We start from the raw sequence: 19,059 nt of genomic DNA, 5'->3' as shown, positions 1-19,059 counted from the left end.
TTCGCGACCGGGGCGTCTCGAAGGTCGTCCAACAAGATATTGAAAATAAAGAATAAATTGGCTTAAGAATCGCCGCTTGTCGTGCGGTCGGACGGTCACCCAGCTGCACTTGCGCGCGGGAGCCCGGCGTTTCCGACGGCCCTGATCCCGACGACATCAGGATGCGGATCGGTATACTGCCACCGGAATCGACGCGGCAGCGGCTGGGTCCGTGCCGTACCGGAACAAGGATCAGACGATGGACGATACGATTGGCTTTCCCGACCCCGGCCTCGACCTGTCTGACGGCTTCAAGCCCCACACCTCGCATTGGGGCGTGTTTTCCGCGCGTCAGAGCGAAGCCGGGCTCGAGGTCAGGGCCTATGCGGGCGACCCCGATCCGAACGGCATCATCGGCAATTTCCCCGGCGCGCTGCGGCATCAGGCGCGCATCGCCCAGCCGGCGATCCGCCGCGGCTGGCTCGAGCGCGGACCTGGCCCGGACGATCGCCGCGGCCGCGATGAGTTCGTCTCCGTCAGTTGGGAGAAGGCGCTCGATCTGCTCGGCGACGAACTCGGCCGCATCCGCGATACGCGCGGCCCCGGCGCCGTGTTCGGCGGCTCCTACGGCTGGTCGAGCGCGGGCCGCTTCCATCACGCCCAGAGCCAGGTGCATCGCTTCCTCAACATCGCAATGGGCGGCTATGTGCGCTCGGTGAACACTTACTCTTCGGGCGCATCCTCGGTGCTGCTGCCGCAGATCCTTGCCGGCTACGAGGACATCACCAAGCGCAACGTCACCTGGGAGCAGATTGCCGAGAACACCGATATCGTGCTGGCGTTCGGCGGCATGGCGCTGAAGAACTCCATGGTGGCCGGCGGCTCGATCAGCAAGCATGTCGAGCGCGGCGCCATGGAAGCCGCGCGCCGGCGCGGCTGCGCGTTCATCCTGGTCAGCCCGCTGCGCGACGATCTTCCCGTCGAGGCCGGCGCCGAATGGATGACGTGCCTGCCCGGCACCGACACCGCCCTGATGCTCGGCATCGTCCACACACTTGTGAGCGAAGGTCTGCACGACCAGGCCTTCCTCGATCGCTACACCGAAGGCTGGCCCGTGTTCCTGCGCTATCTCAATGGCGAGAGCGACGGGCAGGCCAAGCATGCCGAATGGGCCGCCGCGATTTGCGGCGTCGATGCGGACGCGATACGCGAGCTCGCGCGCCGCGCCGCCGGAAAGCGTGCACTGATCACCGTTTCGCATTCGCTCCAGCGCGCCGAGCATGGCGAGCAGCCGGTGTGGATGGGCATGGTGCTCGCTGCAGCGCTCGGCCAGATCGGCCTGCCCGGTGGCGGCTATGCTTATTCGCTCGGCGCGATCGGCTATTATGGCCGCCGCGTCAACGACGTGCCGGGACCGACGCTGGGGCAGGGCCGCAACGGCGTGCGCGATTTCATTCCGGTCGCGCGCATCGCCGACATGCTGCTCAGTCCCGGCACGACCTATCGCTACAATGGCGAGACGCGTACCTATCCGGACATCCGCCTCGTCTACTGGGCCGGCGGCAATCCCTTCCATCACCATCAGGACATCAACCGCTTGCGCAAGGCTTTTGCGCAGCTCGATACGTTCGTCGTGCACGAGCTCGCCTGGACCGCGACGGCGCGGCACGCGGACATCGTGCTGCCCTCGACCATGACGCTGGAGCGCGAGGACATCGGCTATTCGACCAACGATCCCCTGATGGTCGCGATGCACCAGATCGCCGAGCCCTTCGGCCTTGCGCGTGACGATTACGACATCTTTGCCGATCTCGCCGAGCGCCTGGGTGCGCGCGAACCTTTCACCGAAGGGCGCACGTCGCGGCAGTGGCTCGAACATCTGTACGAGCCGACTCGCGCCTCGCTTCAAGCTCGTGGCCTCGAGGCGCCTGATTTCGACGAATTCTGGCGGCGCGGCAGCCTGGTCGTGCCGCAACAGCCCGACGACGGCGGCCGGCTGCGCAGCTTTCGCGAGGATCCGGCCAAACATCCTCTGCCGACGCCGAGCGGGCGCATCGAGATCTATTCAGCCAAGATCGCCGCGCACGGCGATGCCGATTGTCCCGGCCATCCGGTCTGGCTCGACAAGACCGACATGCCGAAACCCGGCGCGCCGTGCTTCCTCGTCGCCAACCAGCCGGTGACGCGCCTGCACAGCCAGCTCGACTTCGGCGGCCATTCGCTGGGCGCGAAGCATCGCGGCCGCGAGGTGGCGCGCATGAATCCACGCGATGCCGATGCACGCGGAATCAAGGACGGCGACATCATCCGGCTGTTCAACGAGCGCGGCGCCTGTCTCGCCGCCGTCCACGTCACCGACGGCATCGCGGCCGGTGTCGTGCAGCTTCCGACCGGCGCGTGGTACGACCCGATGGACCCCGAGGACGAAGCGCCGCTCTGCGTTCACGGCAATCCCAACGTGCTCACCCGCGACATCGGTACCTCGTCCTTCGCGCAGGGCTGCACCGGCCAGCTCACGACGGTCGAGGTGGAGAAGTTCACCGGCAATCTGCCGCCGATCCGCGCGTTCGATCCGGTATAGGCGCGTCGCCGGGATTGCTGCGGCCGTAGTGCGAAGGCGCCGGACTACGCTGCGCTCTATCCGGTCTACGCGAAATGCGCTCGCAACGACGACGTGGAGGGAGTGTGAGTCATACTGCGCTCTCGTGCCCGTGCCGTAGCGCGTCCAGGACACGAGAGGCAGAAAGAAAAGGGGCCGTCCTGTGTGGGCGGAGGGACGGCCCCGAGTGGCTCGCAGGCCCGGGAGGAAAAGGGCTCGAGCCGGCGTGAGTGGCAGGGCACTCACGCCAAAGAAATCGCAAACCGGTCGAACTGCAGATGGCGTGATGCCAAGTGCCTTGATCTCAAGTCGCTTGATTCCAAGTCCCTTGATTTCAGATACCTCGATTCCAATTCGCCTGCCGCCGCACGAACTACGCGGCTGCGCCGACCATCCAGTCCATGTCCGCGGCAGGGCGCCGCCGCGGAAGCGCCTCCGTAGCAGGCAGCACAGCCCTGCTGGCCAGACGCCAGCGTGCCGGTGACTCGCCGCTGATGCGCTTGAACACGGTCGAAAAATGCGCCTGGGTGCTGAAGCCGACGGCAAGCGCGATCTCCGCCAGCGGCCGCTCGGTCGTCGTGAGCAAGGTCTTCGCATGCTCGACGCGATGATTGAGCAGATATTCGCGCGGACGGTAGCCGGTCGCGGCGCGGAACTGTGCCGCGAAATGCATCCTCGAGAGGCCCGCGACATTGGCGAGCTCAGACAGACTGATGCAGCGATCAAAGTGATCGGCGATATATTGCTCGACGCGCCGTAGCCGCCATTTCGGCAAGGCATTGACTTTTGAGCGTGGCAGCTCGAGCCGGGTCAGATGCATCGCAAGGGTCTCGCCGATGCAGCGCGCGAATTGCTGGTCCGCGGTATCGCCATGCTCGGTCAGTGCCTTGGCGAGCTCGGCTGCGAGCGGGTCGCGCAGCAGGACGAGGTCGTTGAGGCCCTCGGTCGCCGGCCGCGCCGCCGAAAAATGATCGGTGGAGATGTGGAAGTGCAGGAAAGCGCAGGGCGAATGGAATTGCACGCCGAGAAGCTTCGATGGCGCACTGACGTACAGCGTGCCCGCGGGCATGGTGCCGTCGAAGATGATCTGACGGTCCCGCGTCAGCTTTACCCGAGCGGTCTTCAGCGCGATGGCGACGAAATAGCGGTCCGCCGGCGTCGTCGCTTCGTGCGACGAGATGGCCCGCGAGTCTTCCCATCGCGAAATCGTGATGTCCGCGTCCAGGCCGCGATCGATCTTGCGCCATCCGCTTTCCTGCGCGATTGCACGCATCCCGTGCGAAGCCTCGCGATCACACCGGCTGGCGGGAAATTCGATCCAGGCATGCGCTGCTTGCAAGTCATTGAACATCGCTCGTCCTCTCCTGGCCTCGTCGCCGCTTGCAGCGATCAGCCAACTCTCAGTGCTTTCCACGATCAGAGGATAGGCGTGAGCCAGGCAAGAAGCCCGTTAGTGATGATTAGGAGGTGTTAGATTTTGTGCGAGCACATGAAGTGTGACAGCCCGCCGCAGGACGTTTGATTTTGTCCAGCATTTCAATTATTTGCGCAGATCGGTGCGGTGTGAGGACATTGCAGAACATCGCGCTGCGATCGATGTGCCGGTATGAGGCCGGCTCGGCGCCTTGCTGGACCGCGCATCGACGGCGGGTATAGTCGCCGCGCATTTGAATGAAATGGCCGTCAAGATGAGTCAGAAGTGACCGAACCCCCGGCAGGACATGGCTCGCCCGGCAATGGCGCCGGGGCGAGCCTTGATTTCGACGCAGTCTCGTTCGGACCGTTTTCGCTGCGGTCGCGGTTGCTCGAGAGGGACGGAGCGCCGGTCAAGCTCGGCAGCCGCGCGATGGACATTCTGCGCCTGCTCCTCAGCCGTGCCGGCGAAGTGGTGCCGAAGAACGAGATTCTGAGCTACGCGTGGTCCGGCCTCGCGGTCGAGGAGATCAGCCTGCGCGTCCATGTCGCGGAGTTGCGCAAGGCGCTTGGCGACGGCAAGGACGGGGCCCGCTACATCACCAACGTCCCGAGCCGCGGCTATTGCTTCGTCGCGCCTGTGCAACGTGGCGAGCGCAACGCCGCTCCGGCGCTCGCGCCGCGTGCACCTGAAAGAGCGGTGCCGCCAGCGGCCTTGCCACACCGGCTGGACCGGATGATCGGTCGGGACGACGTGCTGCCCGAGTTGTCGGCGCGTCTGCTGAGCGACCGCTTCGTCACGCTGCGAGGACCGGGCGGCATCGGCAAGACCACGGTTGCGACCGCGCTCGCGCATGACATGTGGCAGGCATTCGAGGGCCACGTTCATTTCCTCGAATTCGGCCCGCTGAAGGACGCCACGCTGGTCGCGAGCACGGTTGCCGCCGCTCTGGGCCTCGTCGTGCATCACGATGATCCCTCAGGCAGCATCATCAATTTCCTGCGCGGACGGCGGCTGCTTCTCATCCTCGACAGCTGCGAGCACGTCATCGACGAGGTCGCTCGTCTGGCCGAAAACATCTATCGCGAGGCGCCGGGCATCGCCATTCTCGCCACCAGCCGCGAGTCGCTGCTGGTGGAAGGCGAGCAGATCTTCGAGCTCGTTCCGCTGGCCGGCCCGCCGCAAGGGGCGCGCCTCAGCGCCGGTGAAGTGCTGGATTATCCAGCCGCGCAGCTGTTCATCGATCGTGCCGCGGCCGCAGGCCATCGCGGCGATATCACGGACGACGATGCCGACGTCCTGGCCGAGATCTGCGGCAAGCTCGACGGCATCGCGCTCGCGATCGAGCTCGCCGCCGTGCGCGTCGGCGTCTACGGATTGCGGGAGATGGCCGCGCTGCTCGACTCCAGGCTCAAGCTCGAATGGCGCGGACGGCGAACGGCGCCGCCACGGCAGCAGACGCTCGGCGCGACGCTCGACTGGAGTTTTGGCCTGATCGGCGAGAGCGAACGCACAGTGCTTCAGCGACTCGCCATCTTCGCCGGCCCCTTCACGCTCAAGGGGGCGATCGCAGTCGCCGCGGATGAGGGTGCCGCGGCCGATCGCGTCGTCGATGCGCTGGAGCAGCTCGTGGCCAAGTCGCTGCTGTCGGCGCAGCCCGATGGCGCATCGCGGCGCTATCGCCTGCTGGATGCCACGCGCGCCTACGCCATGCAGAAGCTGGTCGACGCAGGCGAAGCGGCGGCGATCGCGCGCCGTCACACGGCCTATGTTCAGCGCACGCTCGAAGCCAGCATGGCGGAGCAGGGCGGCGACCCGGCTTCGCGCCTGCAGGCGCGCGCGAGCCTGCTCGCAGATGCCCGTGCGGCGTTGGAATGGAGTTTTGCCAACCACGACGGTGCCGCCTTGCGCGTGCCGCTCGCCGGCGGCGCCGCAAGGCTGTTCGTCGAGCTCAACCTGCTGAACGAGGCGCGCATCTGGTCGGGCCGCGCGCTCGCGATGCTCGACGATGCCAACCAGGGCGGCAAATGGGAGCTCGAGCTGCAGTCGACGCTCGGCCACGCCTTCATGTTCACGGAGCGCAACAGCGAGCAGGCCGAGGCCGCACTCCGGCGCGGGCTGGAGATCGCCGAAGCGCTCGACGATCACGCCAATGCGTTCCGCCTGCTGTCGCGGCTGAACATGTTCTATCGCCGCACCGGCGACTACAGGCACCTCGTGCCGACCGCACGCCAGGCCGAGCGCATCGCCCGCCAGATCGGCGACACCGCGGGGATCGCAGGCAGCAAGGCGCTTCTCGGCGTGTCCTATCATCTCGCCGGCGACCAGGCCGAGGCGCAGGCCCATCTCGATGAAGGCGTGCGCGACGACGCCGCGCTGCGCGGGACGGAGCCCGGGCATTTCGCCTATTCACGCACGCCGCAGATTCCGCTCGCGCGGGTGCTGTGGCTGCGTGGCTTTCCCGACCGCGCACTCGATTGCGTCCGCCCGCTCGTCGGCGCCGCCGCGCCGCGCGATGTGGTGATGCATTGCATCGCGCTGTGCTGGTCATCCTCGGTGTTCGGCTGGGTCGGCGACTGGGCCGCCGTCGAGACGATGACGGGACGCCTCGCGACCCATGCGAATTTGCACGGACTCGCGCCGTACGAAGCCGTCGCGACCGGCTTTCGCGCGCAGACCATGATCGCCCGCGGTGAGCCGGCCGGCGGTGTCGATCTGCTGCGGAGCGCGCTGCCGCGCCTGCATGCGGATCGCTACGAGCTCTACGCATCCGCCTTCGCCGGAGACCTGTCGCAGGGACTGGCGGCGCTGGGACGGTTGACGGAAGGGCTGCAGGTCCTGCACGAGACGATCGCCCGCGTCGAGCAGGGCGGCGGAGGTTTTGACATGCCCGAGCTCCTGCGCCGGCGCGGCGACCTCGAGGCGCGGACCGGTGATCTCGGTGCCGCCGAAGCGAGCTTTGCAGCATCGCTCGCGCTGGCGGAGCAGCAGGGCGCGCTGTCCTGGCGATTGCGGACGGAGATGTCGCTCGCGGCGCTTCGGCTTCGGCAGGGCGTCAAGAATCCGCTCGACGATCTCGCCGCGGCCTATGCGCGGTTCTCGGAAGGATTCGAGACGGCGGATTTGAAGGCCGCACGGCTCGTGCTGGACGAGGCATCAGCCTGACAAGGCTCAGTCGAACCGGAAATCCGTAAGATCGATCGACACCATCAGCTCATCACGCAGCGGCATCAGATCGTCGCCGCGCAGATAGATGCGCCGGCGGGTCGGGAGCTTGAAGCCGTCAACGGTGACGGGATCGGATACGTACTGAGCTGCCGGAAAGTTACCGGCGATCTCGACCCGGTAATCATGCCGGCGGATGAGCATGTCGGGGCCAAAATAGAAATCCTGCTCGGCGCTGTGGCTTGCGATCACGGCCGGGAAGGTCGCCCGCAATCCGCGCCAGACCTCCGCGCCCTCGCGCCAGGGCGCGATCTCCCGGACCTCGAACCCGTCCGCCGCCAGCAGGAACGGCGCAGTCATGTAGGTCCAGAGCGCATAGCCGTTGAAATAGGCGCGATGCAGCGGATCCCAATGCGTGCGCATATCGTGCCGCGCGAACGAGCCGCGCGGATTGTTGCGCTCCGCGACGATGCGGCCGTCCGCGGCCACGATGGCGATCCGCTCCGGGCTGAAGTCGGTGCGCTGGCCGGGCTTGCCGAACGGCTCCACGGAAGCCCGCTCGCGATGCAGCTCGATCCGCATCGTGCGCGGCGCCTGGTCCTGATCGACGCCCTTCAAGATCCAGAGGTCGCCGCCCGTCACGATCGTGGCGGTGAGTCGCTCGTGGGCATTCCATCGATCGAGCCCGCCATGGGCCTCGATCGCATTCGCCAGCAGCGGAATCATCCGGCCGTTTCCTCTCGCATCGGTGGTGTCGCCCCCAATAGAGATACCCCCGTGCGCAGACGATCGCCCGTTAAGCGTTGTTAAGTGCCGTTGGCAGGTCCAGCGCCTAGGCTTCGGCCATGACGTCCAGCACCGCGTCGGCAAAGGCCTTCGGCGCCTCTTGCGGCAGATTGTGGCCGATACCGCCCTTGATGGTCCGGTGCGAATAGCGCCCGGAGAATTTCTTCGCGTAAGCGGACGGCTCAGGATGCGGTGCCCCGTTGGCGTCACCCTCCATGGTGATGGTGGGCACGGCGATCACGGGCGCTTGCGCCAATCTCGCCTCGTCGTCGGCGTATTTCGCTTCGCCTTCGGCGAGGCCCAGCCGCCAGCGATAATTGTGGATCACGATCGCCACATGGTCCGGATTGTCGAACGCCTTCGCGCTGCGATCGAATGTGGCGTCGTCGAAATGCCATTGGGGCGAAGCGAGCTGCCAGATCAGCTTCGAGAAATCGTGGCGGTACTTGTCGTAGCCCTCGCGGCCGCGCTCGGTCGCGAAATAGAACTGGTACCACCATTGCAGCTCGGCCTTCGGCGGCAGCGGCATCTTGCCGGCCTGCTGGCTGCCGATCAGGTAGCCGCTCACCGACACCATCGCCTTGACCCGCTCCGGCCGGAGCGCCGCGATGATGTTGGCGGTGCGCGCACCCCAGTCGAATCCGGCAATCGTCGCCTTGTCGATTCCGAGCGCGTCCATCAGGGCGACGATGTCGGCCGCGATCGCCGCCGGCTGCCCGTTCCGCATCGTCGAGTCGGAGAGGAAACGCGTGCTGCCGTAGCCGCGCAGGTAAGGCACGATCACGCGACGGCCGGCCGCGGCGAGCAGCGATGCGGCATCGACGAAGGCGTAGATGTCATAGGGCCAGCCATGCAGCAGGATCACGGGCGGGCCATCCGCGGGACCCGCCTCGGCATAGCCGACGTTGAGGAGGCCGGCGTCGATCTGCTTCAGGGACGCGAACGCGGTGTTGGCGCCGGGCTTGACGACGGTGGCGGACTTCGCCGGCTTCGCCGTGGCCGTCGTGCTCAGCGCAAGCTGGGTCGCGGCGAGCGCCATCGCAGCCCTGCCGACGAAACGACGTCGTTCGTGGCTGATGTTGTCGGTCATGTGTGCCTCCTCTGGTCGGTGCATTGTGCAAGTCGCCGTCAGCCCTTGTGCCCGTCCAGACGCGCAAGGAAGTCGCGAACCAGCGTGGCGATCTCGTCGGTCGCCTCGTCGAGCGCGAAATGGCCGGCTTCGAGGATGTGTACCTCCGCATCCGGCACATCGTCGCGATAGGCCGAAGCGCCGGCGACGGCGAAGGACGGATCGTACTTGCCCCAGACCACCAGCGTCGGCGGCCGCGCCTTGCGCAGCCACTCCTGCCACTTCGGATAGGAGGCGACGTTGGTCCGGTAATCCAGGAACAGCGTAGTCTGGATCTCGGCCTCGCCGGGACGCGTCAGGAACGCGTATTCGTCGGTCCAGGTGTCAGGGTCGTAGCGTTCGGGGTGCGGGCTGGACCCGAGGTGCCGCTGGCGCGTCGCGGCCAAGGATGTGAAGTTGGCCTTGAGCGCCTCAAGCTCATGCGCCGGATCAGCCCAGTATCTGCGACGCGCTTCCCAGAGCGGGCTCAAGCCTTGCTCATGCGAAACGGCATTCTGGATCATGATGGCGCGAACGCGCTCGGGATGCGCCAGCGCCATGCGGAAGCCGACCGGGCCGCCATAGTCCTGCATGAACAGCACGTAGTTGGTCAGGCCGAGCTTGTTCGTCAGCTCGCCCATCACGCCGGCGATGTTGTCAAAAGTGTAGGTGAAGTCGGACGGCGGCGGCGCGCTGCTGTTGCCGAAGCCGGGATAATCAGGCGCGATCAGGTGATATTTGTCCGCGAGCAGCGGCAGCAGAGGCTCCCACATCCGCGACGAGGATGGGAAACCATGGAGCAGCAGCACGGTCGGCGCGTCGGCGGGCCCGGCCTCGCGGTAGAAGATATTGAGACCCCCGATATCGATGGTGTGATAGCTGATCGAGCGTCGACTCGACCGCAGATCCTGTGCCGAGGCCTGCACGGTGGTGCAGGCGAGGGCGGCTGCGAGGGCGAGGGTGGCTGGAATTTTCATGTCATCGCTCCGATGTGGGCGCGTCATGCGCCGGCAACCGCTCTGACGGGATTGAGCGGCACGCTGCCACCGTGATCACTGTTGTGCGCGGCAGCTTCCGCTCGCCGGATCACATTCGTAAGCTCCGGCGTAAAGCTTTCGTCATCGTCCTCGATGTGTCCGGTCAGTGCCGGAGCGGTGCTCATTGATGCGCACCGCTCCGATGCGAGTCTGACTTACGCGGCCGACTTCGCCTTCTTGGCGAGGGCGGCGAGCAGCGTCTGCGCGGCCGGGCCGGAGGAGTGCGGATTCTGTCCCGTGATGAGCTGGCCCGCGCTGACGACGTGTACGCCCCAGTTCGCCGTTTTCGAGAAGACCGCGCCGAGCTTCAACATCTCGTCCTCGACGAGGAACGGTACGACATGGGTCAGGCCCACGTCCTCTTCCTCGCCGTTGGTGAAGCCGGTCACCTCCTTGCCCTCGACCAAAGGCTTGCCATCGGGCGTCTTGACGTGGCGCAGCGCACCGGTCGAGTGACACACCACCGCGATGGTCTTGCCCGCGGCGAGGAAGGATTCGATCAACTTGACCGAGTCCTTGTCTTCGGCGAGGTCCCACATCGGGCCGTGACCGCCGGGATAGAACAGCGTGTCGAAGTCTTCCTGCTTGACGCTGTCGAGGCGCACCGTCTTGTCGAGCTGGGCTTCAGCGGCAGCGTCCGCCTCGAAGCGCAGCGTCAGGTCAGTGCGGAACTCGGGCTCGTTGCTCTTGGGATCGAGTGGCGGCCGGCCGCCCTTGGGCGAAGCCAGCGTGATCTCCGCGCCGGAATCCTTGAACACGTAGTAGGGGGCGGCGAGCTCCTCGAGCCAGAACCCGGTCTTGCGTCCAGTGTTGCCGAGCTGGTCGTGGGAGGTGATAACCATAAGAACCTTCATGACGATCTCCTTGAGTGCGTTCGCTGCAATGACGCATTCCCTCGTGGTGGAGGTGCGCCGGCCTCGGTCTCGTTCGAGCACGACACTTGTTCGTTGCTCGTGAGCCCAATGTTGCACCCAAGGCCGCGTGTTAGCTCGTTATGTATTGTTAGGCGTTGAGAGCAGTGAACGGTTCCAGCTCTCGCGCGTCGCCACCGCTACTCGAACACGGCGTCGAAGATCTCGACGTCCATCAGCACGGGCCTGGCGATCACGCTTCCATCAGGCCGCAGCGTCTGCACACGCCGCAATGTCGGCACGACGATGCCGCCGAAGCTGTCATGGGCCCAGGAATAATGTGCGACCTTGTTTCCGAACAGATCGTGATCCGTCCGCCGTTGCAGGGCGTTCTCGTCGAAGTAGAAGATCTGCTCGGGCGCGAGCGTGATCAGGTTCGGCGGGAACTGCGCGCGCAGCCGCCGCCACGTGTCAGCGTTTTCGCGCCACGGCGGAAGCTCCTCCGTGACGACGTCGGGATGGGCGAGCAGAAATGGGTTGGTCAGATAATTCCAGATCGCAACGCCGCAGAAGAAGACGAGGTGCAGTTCGTCCGCGAGCGCAGGAGAGCCGGTCTTGGGAAATGCAGGGCTCGGGTTATCCCAGGTGCGCAGGACCTCACCCTCGAGGCTCTCGATCGTGATCGCGTCGGGCTGAAAGCAGCCGGAGTGTTCACCCCCGGTGATGCCGGTGAAGCGGACCGACTGGGCGCGGGTCGAGCCCTCCGCCGTCACGTCCTTGAATTCGCTGGCATGTCCGGCGCTGGAGAACAACGAGCCGGCGACGGAAAGGTGGAGCGTGAAGCGATTCAAGCTATTCCAGCGGGCCATACCGCCGCTGGCATCAATTACATCGTCAAGAAGCGCCATATCCCGTCATATCCACCGTGAAGCGCCACCACCATGGCGGGGCGGATGCGGCTTGGCGTGTTAGAAGTTGTTAGGACTTGCGAGCAGGTGCTTGGACGGTATCCCGTTGAAGATACTGTCAATTCAGCGCGCTCAGGAGCTCCCTGGCGGCCAGGAGATCGCGGGTCTGGAGGCCTTCCTGGTATCGCGCGACGAGCGGGGCGAGCAGAGCGCGTGCTTTGCCCGCTTGTCCGGCCTGGCGCCAGACCCGGCCGAGGCTGATCGCCCCCCGCAGCTCCCAGCCGAGCGCGCACTGCCGGCGCGACAGATCGAGCGATTTCCGGAAGCAGCGCTCGGCCTCCGCGGTGTTTCCCGACCGGACAAGGATGTCGCCCTTGACCCGGAGCATTTCCGGCATGTCGAAGGATTCGCCATGATCTGGAATCTGCGCAATGGCATCATTGATCGTGCGCAGGGCCTCGTCCGGCTGGTTCTCCGCCACGAGGCCCTCCGCCAGGGCCGTCGCAAACACCGTCGTCATGATCCGGTGTCGCGTCGCGTACAGCGTGGCCTGGCTGCGGCGAAGATGCTCGATCCCGCCGGCGATGTCGCCGCGGCGAAGCATGAGCTCGCCCTTCTGGCCGATGCCGACGGCGTGATAGGGACCAAGGAAGTGCCGCGCCGAATGGTCGATCAGCCGCTCGATCAGGATTTCGGCATTGGCCCAGTCGCCGACCCAGAGGAACACGTAGATCGTCCAGATCAGGGAGATGCCGAGGGTGAGCGGTTGTTCGAGCAGTTCGGCCTCGCGAACGGTGTATCTCGCCGCCTCGATCGCGCGATCGGGCCGGCCGGTGAGCCAGAGCCCGCGCGCCAGCGCGACCAGCGCGACGATGCGGTCGTCATAACCGAGATGCCCCATGTTCAGCCGCTGCGAGCCGGGATTGTGCACCATCGCGCTCTCGCAGAACGGCACGGCCTTGTCCTGATTGCCGATCAGATGGTGCGCGACGCCCAGCATCCATTCCACGTTCAGCGCGGCGGCCGGATCATTCAGCTTGCGCGCAACGCTCTCGCCCTGCTCGCCGGTGCCGAGCGCGCCGTGAAAATCCCCGACCCTGGTCAGGTAGATGTGCAATCCGCGCAGCAGCCAGAGCTGCCAGTGCAGATCCTCGAGATCCCGCGCAAGCTGAAGACTGCGTGTGAACGCCGACCGGACCGCCTCGGTATTGCCCTGCGTGAACATCACGGAGACGCCGAGCGCGGCCTGCAACGTCATCTCCTGGCGGCGGTCGATCGAATTCGTATCGAGAGAGACAAGCGCCTGCGTCGTCCAGCGATAGCACTCCGTCAGCAATGTCAGTTCGAGGAAAAACTGGGCCGCCGAAGCCGCCAGATCCACGCCGATCGTTCGGTTGGCGCTATCCGAAAAGCTCCAGGTCAGCGCGGCCCTGACATTGGGCAAATGGTCGGCATAGGGAAGGAAGCCGCCCGCGGTCTGCATGCCCGTGGATTTGAGCGCGATGTCGCGCAGGAAGTCGCGGAAATATTCGGCGTGAGCGCGCGCGACACGGGGCGCTTCGCCGTTCTCGACGAGCTTCGCGCCGACGAAGGCGCGGGTGGTGTCGAGCAGGCGATAGCGCAGCCGCCGCTCCGCGGGTGAGGTTGCGATCAGCGATTTGGAGAGCAGGTTCGAGATCGCCTCGACCGCCTCGGGCTCGCTGATGCCCTGGCTGAACGCAACGGCGAGCGCGGCCTCCATCGTGAATGGCCCGACGAACACCGACAAACCGCGCAGCGTCGCGCTTTCGGCTGCCGGCAACAGATCATAGCTCCAGGCGAGCGCGGCGCTCAGGGTCTGGTGCCGCGGGATCGCGGTGCGGCGTCCCCGCCACAGCAGCGAGAAGCGGCTGTCGAGCAGCGAGGCGGTCCCGGCAATGCCATAGGCGTTCACGCGTCCGGCGGCGAGCTCGATCGCGAGCGCGATGCCGTCCAGTCGCCGGCAGATCTCGGCGACAAGCGGTGCATCCTCCTCGCTCAGTTCGAATTCGCCCAGGCTCTCGGCAATGCGTTCTACGAAGAGCTGGCTTGCGGGATAGGCAAGGATGTCGGCGATGCCGAGCCCGTCGCGCTGGGGCGGGCAGTCCAGCGGGAACAACCGGTGGACGCGTTCGCCTTCGGTGCGAAAGGATTCGCGGCTGGTGGCGAGAATGTGCAGATCGGGCGCCTCCTGGACGATGTGCTCGGCCAGCGGCGCGAGCTCGTCGATGATGTGCTCACAGCTGTCGAAGATCAGCAGCATCCGGCGGTTGCGCAGCACCGTCAGCAGGCCCGGCATCGGGTCCTCGGAATTGACGGTCAGGCCGAGCGTGGCGGCGATGGTGCTTGGAACGAGCCTGGCATCCGTCAGCGCGCCGAAATCAACGAAGTTGACCTGACCGTCGAAGGCCTGGAGCTCGCGATGCGCGACGGCGAGCGCGACGGAAGTCTTGCCAATCCCGCCAGGGCCGACAATTGTAACAAAGCGATGCTGCGCAAGCTCGGTGGAAATCCGCTCGACCGCGTCGTCTCGTCCGATCATCCTGGCAAGCGGCGGCGGGAGTATGTGAGGCGACGGGACGGCCGGGCCTGTCCGCTTCTCCGGCGATTCGGACCGGACCAGCGGGCCCGCGAAGCAATAGCCACGGCCGGGCACGTTGACGACATAGCGGGAGCCTTCGCCGGCATCCCCCAAGGCCTTGCGCAGCGTCGTGATGTGGAAGCGCAGGCTGCCCTCGTCGACCGTCACGTCGGCCCAGACGCGCTTGATCAACTCACGCTTGTCGATGACCTCGCCGGCGCGCTCGACGAGAAAAATGAGGATGTCGAGTGCGCGGCCGCCGAGGTGAAGCGGAGCGCCGTCCTTCTCGAGCAGGCGCGACCTTGCGTACAGCCGGAATGGCCCGAAGGAAATCGCCGCATCCTGGTCGTTAGTGTCCACCACGCGCCAATGAATCCAGTGAAGGGGCTGTTGTCCGCATCCTGATCTAGCAGAACGAGGTTATGAGTAAACTGGTCGAAAGTGGCGAAATCGCGCGGCAAGTCATTCGGCCGCACCGGGATGATGCGTGACAAATTTCGCTTAAACGCGAGCGGCTTGGGAAGCGATCGGGACGACCCGTCAGCGTGCTTGACCGTCGAGAGGACGGTCTGGCCGCCAACTTGTGCCGCCGATCATAACAAAATCTTGCAACGTCTAACGAGCAAAACGCGCGCGGTGCATCCAGTATACGCTTCGAATTAGGTCCTAGATCCAACGGGGAGGCTATCATGTCCGCTATCGGCTTGGAGACGAGCGACCATTTCGTTCGATCTCAGCACATTGCCAGCCTTGATGATCAGTCGCGTGATTGGGAACTCGTGCTGCGGGAATCCCACCATCGGATGAAGAACACGCTGACGCTGCTGGGTGCGTCAGTCCGCCGCGACTTCTCGCGGCCGGGCACCAGGGACATGTCGGGCGCGGTGGACCGGTTCGAGCAGCGCATCGTCGCGTTCGGCAGGCTCTATCAGCTCTTGTCCGACATCGACAGTCTGTCCGCCGTCTCCGTCGAGACCTTCTTCGAAAACCTGTGTGAGGCGCTCTCCGAGGCAGTGCTGGAACCGGCCAGCATCCGCTGCGAGGCCGCGATCGAGAGCGGGGCGCTGCCGGCATCGCAGTGTCATCGGCTGGCGTTGATGCTGACGGAGCTGGTCACGAATGCCGCCAAACATGCCTTCCCGAACAGGAACGATGCGCTGATCCGGATCGAAATGGCCAACCGCGACGGCGCCTGGCTCTGCACGGTGGCTGACAACGGCATCGGCGCGACCGGTCCGCTTCAGGGCACCGGCAGCCGCATCCTTGAAGGGCTCGCACGCAGTATCGACGCGCGGTTGCAGGGCGAGGCGGGCCAGGGCGGCACACGCGTGACGATCGTGATGCCCACTGCCGCTTGAAGCTCGCTTCAATTTCAACTCAGGGAGTTCGACATGGCCACCACCGAAATCGACCCCGACGCCGCGGCGAGGTCTCCGAACACGTCTTCGACATCGCGTGGCGTTGATCTGAAGCTCGAGATCGTCGTTATCCCCGTGTCGGATGTCGACCGCGCCAAGGCGTTCTACACGCGCCTCGGCTGGCGACTGGACGCCGATTTTGCCTCAGGTGACCAATGGCGCGTGATCCAGTTCACGCCGCCGGGTTCGGCCTGTTCTGTGATCTTCGGCAAGAACGTCACACCGGCAGCGCCGGGTTCGGCGCGCGGGCTGTACCTGATCGTCTCCGATCTGGCGGCGGCGCGACAGGATCTGCTCGACCGTGGCATCGCGGTGAGCGCACCATTCCATGGTGCGGGCGACGTTCACGCCGGTCCGGACGAGCCGTATCTGTTCGGCAGCGTCCGGGTCAGCGGTGCTGACCCGAAGCGCGGCAGCTACAGCTCGTTTGCCTCGTTCAGTGATCCCGACGGTAATGGCTGGTTGTTCCAGGAGGTCACGACGCGACTGCCTGGACGCATCGCGGGTGACGGCACGACGTTTGCCTCAACGGCCGATCTGGCCGCAACCCTGCGACGTGCCGCTGTCGCGCATGGTGAGCACGAGAAGCGCATCGGCGGACACGACGAGAACTGGGCGGATTGGTACGCCGACTACATCGTCCGCGAGCAGGCCGGTCAACCGCTGCCCTCCTGAGTTGTAATGAACACATCGCCTGAATTCACAGACAGGGCGCGCGCCGATTGAACTCGTCGCGCGCCGAGTTGCTTCTGCATCGCGCGTATCGTCATCGTCGCTCGCTTTCCTGCATCCCCCGGACTCGCAACGGCTAACGCGGCCTAACAACCGATAACGAGCTAATTGCCAGGACCTGCGCCAATCTCTCCTCACGACGAACCGACGCGTCGATTTCGAATTCGGTTGGCGTCACCGACCAAAGCAAGGGAGATCTGCCATGACAACGCGAGCACGAGCTGACATTCTCAATCCCGACCGCCGTCAATTGCTGAGCCAGGCCGCAATGACCGCGGTCGCCGCCAGCGTGGCGAGCCTGCTGCCGCTGCGTCCGGCGAAGGCCGCTGCACGCGGCACGATCCGCCCATTCCGCGTCAGCGTGCCCGAAGAAGATCTGCTTGACCTCCGCCGCCGCCTCGCAGCGACACGCTGGCCCGATCGCGAGATTGTCGCCGACCAATCGCAGGGCGTGCAGCTTACGACGCTCCAGCAGCTCGTGCGGTACTGGCAGAACGATTACGACTGGCGCAAGATGGAGGCGCGGCTGAATGCCTTGCCGCAATTCGTCACCGAGATCGACGGCGTCGACATCCACTTCATTCACATCCGCTCCCGCCACGAGAATGCGCTGCCGATGGTCGTCACGCATGGCTGGCCCGGCTCGATCATCGAGCAGATGAAGATCGTCGGCCCGCTCACCGATCCCACCGCGCATGGCGCGAAGGCCGCGGATGCATTCGACCTGGTGATCCCCTCGCTTCCCGGCCACGGCTTCTCCGGCAAGCCGACGGAGCTCGGCTGGGATCCCCAGCGCATTGCGCGCGTCTGGATCGTGCTGATGGAGCGCCTCGGCTACAACCGCTACGTGGCGCAGGGCGGCGATTGGGGCAATGCCGTCACCGAGCAGATGGCGGTGATCGCACCGCCGGAGCTGCTCGGCATTCACACCAACATGCCCGCCACCGTTCCCGACGACATCGCCAAGGCGCTTCAGCCCGGCGGGACGCGGCCGTCAAACCTCTCGGCCGACGAGCGCATTGCCTACGACCAGCTCGACGATTTCTACAAGCACGGCCTCGGCTACGCCATCGAGATGTCGAATCGGCCGCAGACGCTCTATGGCCTCGTCGACTCGCCGGCCGGTCTTGCATCCTGGATGCTCGATCACGACGAACGTAGTGCTGCGATGATCGCGCGGGTGTTCGACGGCAAGACCGAAGGCCTGTCGCGGGACGACGTGATCGACAACATCACGCTCTACTGGCTCACCAACACCGCGGTCTCGTCGGCGCGGCTCTACTGGGAGAACAAGCTGGTGTTCTTCGCGCCCAAGCACATCAAGATACCGGTCGCCGTCAGCGTGTTCCCTGACGAGATCTATGCCGCGCCGCGCAGCTGGGCCGAGAAGGCCTATCCGAAGCTGATGCACTACAACCGCCTCGACAAGGGCGGCCACTTCGCGGCCTGGGAGCAGCCCGCGCTGTTCTCTGCGGAAATGCGCACCGCGTTCCGCCCGCTGCGCCAGTCGATCTGAACCGAGCAGGGGACGCGCGCTGCCGTGCGTTCCATTTTCGAACACACATGTCAGGAGTGCCAACAATGAACCGCCCCGTACAGATCTTCACCACCGAGGACATTCGCCTGGAGCGCCGCCTGCCGACATACTGGCGTGTCACCTTCGACATGCCGCCGGTGAACATCTTCGGTCCAAAGCACCTTCCGCTGCTCAACGACATCATCACCGCGATTGAGACCGATCCGGACGTGAAGGTCGTCGTATTCGACAGCGCCGTCGAAGGCTTCTTCATCACGCATTACGACTTCCTGGCGCCGCTTGAGGACTCGCTTCGCGTTCCACCCGGGCCGACCGGCCTGCAGGCGCTGCCCGACATGCTGGTGCGCCTCAGCCGCGCGCCGGTCGTCTCCATTGCCTCGATCCGGGGCCGTGCGACCGGGGTCGGCAGCGAGCTCGCGCTGGCGAGCGACATGCGCTTTGCCAGCCGCGAGAAGGCGATCCTGTCGCAATGGGAGGTCGGCGCGGGACTCGTGCCCGGCGGCGGACCGATGGCCCGGTTGCCGCGGCTGATGGGCCGAGGCCGCGCGCTCGAAGTGTTGCTCGGTGCCGATGACATCCACGGCGATCTCGCCGAGCGTTACGGCTACGTGAACCGTTCGCTGCCGGATGCGGAGCTCGACGGCTTCGTCGAGGCGCTCGCCATGCGCATTGCGTCGTTCGACAAGGAGGCTATCGCCGAGACCAAGCGTCTCGTCGATGTTGCGAGCCTGCCGCCGGATGACGAGATCAAGCCGGAGTGGGACGCGTTCCTGGCCGCGCTCGGCCGTCCTGCCAGCCAGACCCGCATGAAGGCGCTGATGGCGCGCGGCTTCCACCGCGCCGGCGACGTCGAGAACCGGCTGGGCTTCCATGTGGGTCAAATCAGCGGCTAACGGAACCGCTGTGGCTTTCGGCCGGTTGGAGGA

14 protein-coding genes are annotated in these 19,059 nt (G+C 65.6%); 6 read left to right on the top strand and 8 right to left on the bottom strand.

The window, feature by feature from the left end; all coding sequences use genetic code 11:
- The first annotated feature begins 238 nt into the window (after window positions 1–238).
- The gene (locus tag AB7535_RS24900) at window positions 239–2,560 is read left to right on the top strand and encodes a molybdopterin guanine dinucleotide-containing S/N-oxide reductase (RefSeq protein WP_063986190.1); all 2,322 of its coding nucleotides are present in this window, start codon (window positions 239–241) and stop codon (window positions 2,558–2,560) included.
- Window positions 2,561–2,951: 391 nt separating this feature from the next.
- Here the strand turns inward: AB7535_RS24900 and AB7535_RS24895 are convergent, their stop codons facing one another.
- Window positions 2,952–3,929: an AraC family transcriptional regulator gene (locus AB7535_RS24895; protein ID WP_063981869.1), complete on the bottom strand. Its 978-nt coding sequence runs from the start codon at window positions 3,927–3,929 to the stop codon at window positions 2,952–2,954.
- 348 nt (window positions 3,930–4,277) lie between these two features.
- On the opposite strand from AB7535_RS24895, the gene AB7535_RS24890 reads away from it, so the two are divergent.
- The gene (locus tag AB7535_RS24890; RefSeq protein WP_439037055.1) at window positions 4,278–7,157 is read left to right on the top strand and encodes an ATP-binding protein; all 2,880 of its coding nucleotides are present in this window, start codon (window positions 4,278–4,280) and stop codon (window positions 7,155–7,157) included.
- Between the two features lie 6 nt (window positions 7,158–7,163).
- Here the strand turns inward: AB7535_RS24890 and AB7535_RS24885 are convergent, their stop codons facing one another.
- The 7 genes from AB7535_RS24885 to AB7535_RS24855 form a co-directional block, all read right to left on the bottom strand.
- On the bottom strand, window positions 7,164–7,883 hold the full coding sequence (locus tag AB7535_RS24885; RefSeq protein ID WP_085402456.1) for a hypothetical protein: 720 nt from the start codon (window positions 7,881–7,883) through the stop codon (window positions 7,164–7,166).
- A 106-nt stretch (window positions 7,884–7,989) separates the two neighbouring features.
- Window positions 7,990–9,033, bottom strand: coding sequence for an alpha/beta fold hydrolase (locus AB7535_RS24880; RefSeq protein WP_085402457.1), 1,044 nt, complete (start codon window positions 9,031–9,033; stop codon window positions 7,990–7,992).
- Window positions 9,034–9,071: 38 nt separating this feature from the next.
- Window positions 9,072–10,028, bottom strand: a complete 957-nt coding sequence (locus AB7535_RS24875; protein ID WP_085402458.1) for an alpha/beta fold hydrolase — start codon at window positions 10,026–10,028, stop codon at window positions 9,072–9,074.
- A gap of 23 nt (window positions 10,029–10,051) precedes the next feature.
- A complete protein-coding gene (locus tag AB7535_RS24870) occupies window positions 10,052–10,213 on the bottom strand; it encodes a hypothetical protein (protein ID WP_161495871.1) in 162 nt (53 codons plus the stop codon).
- 30 nt (window positions 10,214–10,243) lie between these two features.
- Window positions 10,244–10,942, bottom strand: coding sequence for a type 1 glutamine amidotransferase domain-containing protein (locus AB7535_RS24865; RefSeq protein ID WP_085402459.1), 699 nt, complete (start codon window positions 10,940–10,942; stop codon window positions 10,244–10,246).
- Between the two features lie 197 nt (window positions 10,943–11,139).
- A complete protein-coding gene (locus AB7535_RS24860) occupies window positions 11,140–11,847 on the bottom strand; it encodes a hypothetical protein (protein ID WP_085402460.1) in 708 nt (235 codons plus the stop codon).
- Window positions 11,848–11,965: 118 nt separating this feature from the next.
- Window positions 11,966–14,809 carry an ATP-binding protein gene (locus AB7535_RS24855; RefSeq protein ID WP_085402461.1) on the bottom strand — a complete coding sequence of 948 codons (2,844 nt, stop codon included), beginning with the start codon at window positions 14,807–14,809 and terminating at the stop codon, window positions 11,966–11,968.
- Between the two features lie 326 nt (window positions 14,810–15,135).
- Here AB7535_RS24855 and AB7535_RS24850 point away from each other — a divergent pair, with 326 nt between their 5' ends.
- The 4 genes from AB7535_RS24850 (at window position 15,136) to AB7535_RS24835 (ending at window position 19,026) form a co-directional block, all read left to right on the top strand.
- Complete coding sequence (locus AB7535_RS24850; protein ID WP_085402462.1) at window positions 15,136–15,804, top strand: sensor histidine kinase; 669 nt, start codon at window positions 15,136–15,138, stop codon at window positions 15,802–15,804.
- A 33-nt stretch (window positions 15,805–15,837) separates the two neighbouring features.
- The gene (locus tag AB7535_RS24845; RefSeq protein WP_085402463.1) at window positions 15,838–16,539 is read left to right on the top strand and encodes a VOC family protein; all 702 of its coding nucleotides are present in this window, start codon (window positions 15,838–15,840) and stop codon (window positions 16,537–16,539) included.
- A 259-nt stretch (window positions 16,540–16,798) separates the two neighbouring features.
- Window positions 16,799–18,112 carry an epoxide hydrolase family protein gene (locus AB7535_RS24840; RefSeq protein ID WP_085402464.1) on the top strand — a complete coding sequence of 438 codons (1,314 nt, stop codon included), beginning with the start codon at window positions 16,799–16,801 and terminating at the stop codon, window positions 18,110–18,112.
- Window positions 18,113–18,177: 65 nt separating this feature from the next.
- On the top strand, window positions 18,178–19,026 hold the full coding sequence (locus AB7535_RS24835) for an enoyl-CoA hydratase/isomerase family protein (protein WP_063981880.1): 849 nt from the start codon (window positions 18,178–18,180) through the stop codon (window positions 19,024–19,026).
- Window positions 19,027–19,059 lie beyond the last annotated feature (33 nt).

The organism is Bradyrhizobium sp. 956_D2_N1_4, assembly GCF_052076025.1.
GTDB classification, from domain to species: domain Bacteria; phylum Pseudomonadota; class Alphaproteobacteria; order Rhizobiales; family Xanthobacteraceae; genus Bradyrhizobium; species Bradyrhizobium barranii.
This window is presented reverse-complemented; position numbering and strand designations above follow the sequence as displayed.

Bases quoted from the DNA above. Each gene is read 5' to 3' on its own strand.
- AB7535_RS24880 (WP_085402457.1), bottom strand. From the start codon at position 9,033: ATGACCGACAACATCAGCCACGAACGACGTCGTTTCGTCGGCAGGGCT.
- AB7535_RS24840 (WP_085402464.1), top strand. From the start codon at position 16,799: ATGACAACGCGAGCACGAGCTGACATTCTCAATCCCGACCGCCGTCAA.
- AB7535_RS24895 (WP_063981869.1), bottom strand. From the start codon at position 3,929: ATGTTCAATGACTTGCAAGCAGCGCATGCCTGGATCGAATTTCCCGCC.
- AB7535_RS24885 (WP_085402456.1), bottom strand. From the start codon at position 7,883: ATGATTCCGCTGCTGGCGAATGCGATCGAGGCCCATGGCGGGCTCGAT.
- AB7535_RS24875 (WP_085402458.1), bottom strand. From the start codon at position 10,028: ATGAAAATTCCAGCCACCCTCGCCCTCGCAGCCGCCCTCGCCTGCACC.
- AB7535_RS24900 (WP_063986190.1), top strand. From the start codon at position 239: ATGGACGATACGATTGGCTTTCCCGACCCCGGCCTCGACCTGTCTGAC.
- AB7535_RS24865 (WP_085402459.1), bottom strand. From the start codon at position 10,942: ATGAAGGTTCTTATGGTTATCACCTCCCACGACCAGCTCGGCAACACT.
- AB7535_RS24845 (WP_085402463.1), top strand. From the start codon at position 15,838: ATGGCCACCACCGAAATCGACCCCGACGCCGCGGCGAGGTCTCCGAAC.
- AB7535_RS24860 (WP_085402460.1), bottom strand. From the start codon at position 11,847: ATGGCGCTTCTTGACGATGTAATTGATGCCAGCGGCGGTATGGCCCGC.
- AB7535_RS24835 (WP_063981880.1), top strand. From the start codon at position 18,178: ATGAACCGCCCCGTACAGATCTTCACCACCGAGGACATTCGCCTGGAG.
- AB7535_RS24870 (WP_161495871.1), bottom strand. From the start codon at position 10,213: ATGAGCACCGCTCCGGCACTGACCGGACACATCGAGGACGATGACGAA.
- AB7535_RS24850 (WP_085402462.1), top strand. From the start codon at position 15,136: ATGTCCGCTATCGGCTTGGAGACGAGCGACCATTTCGTTCGATCTCAG.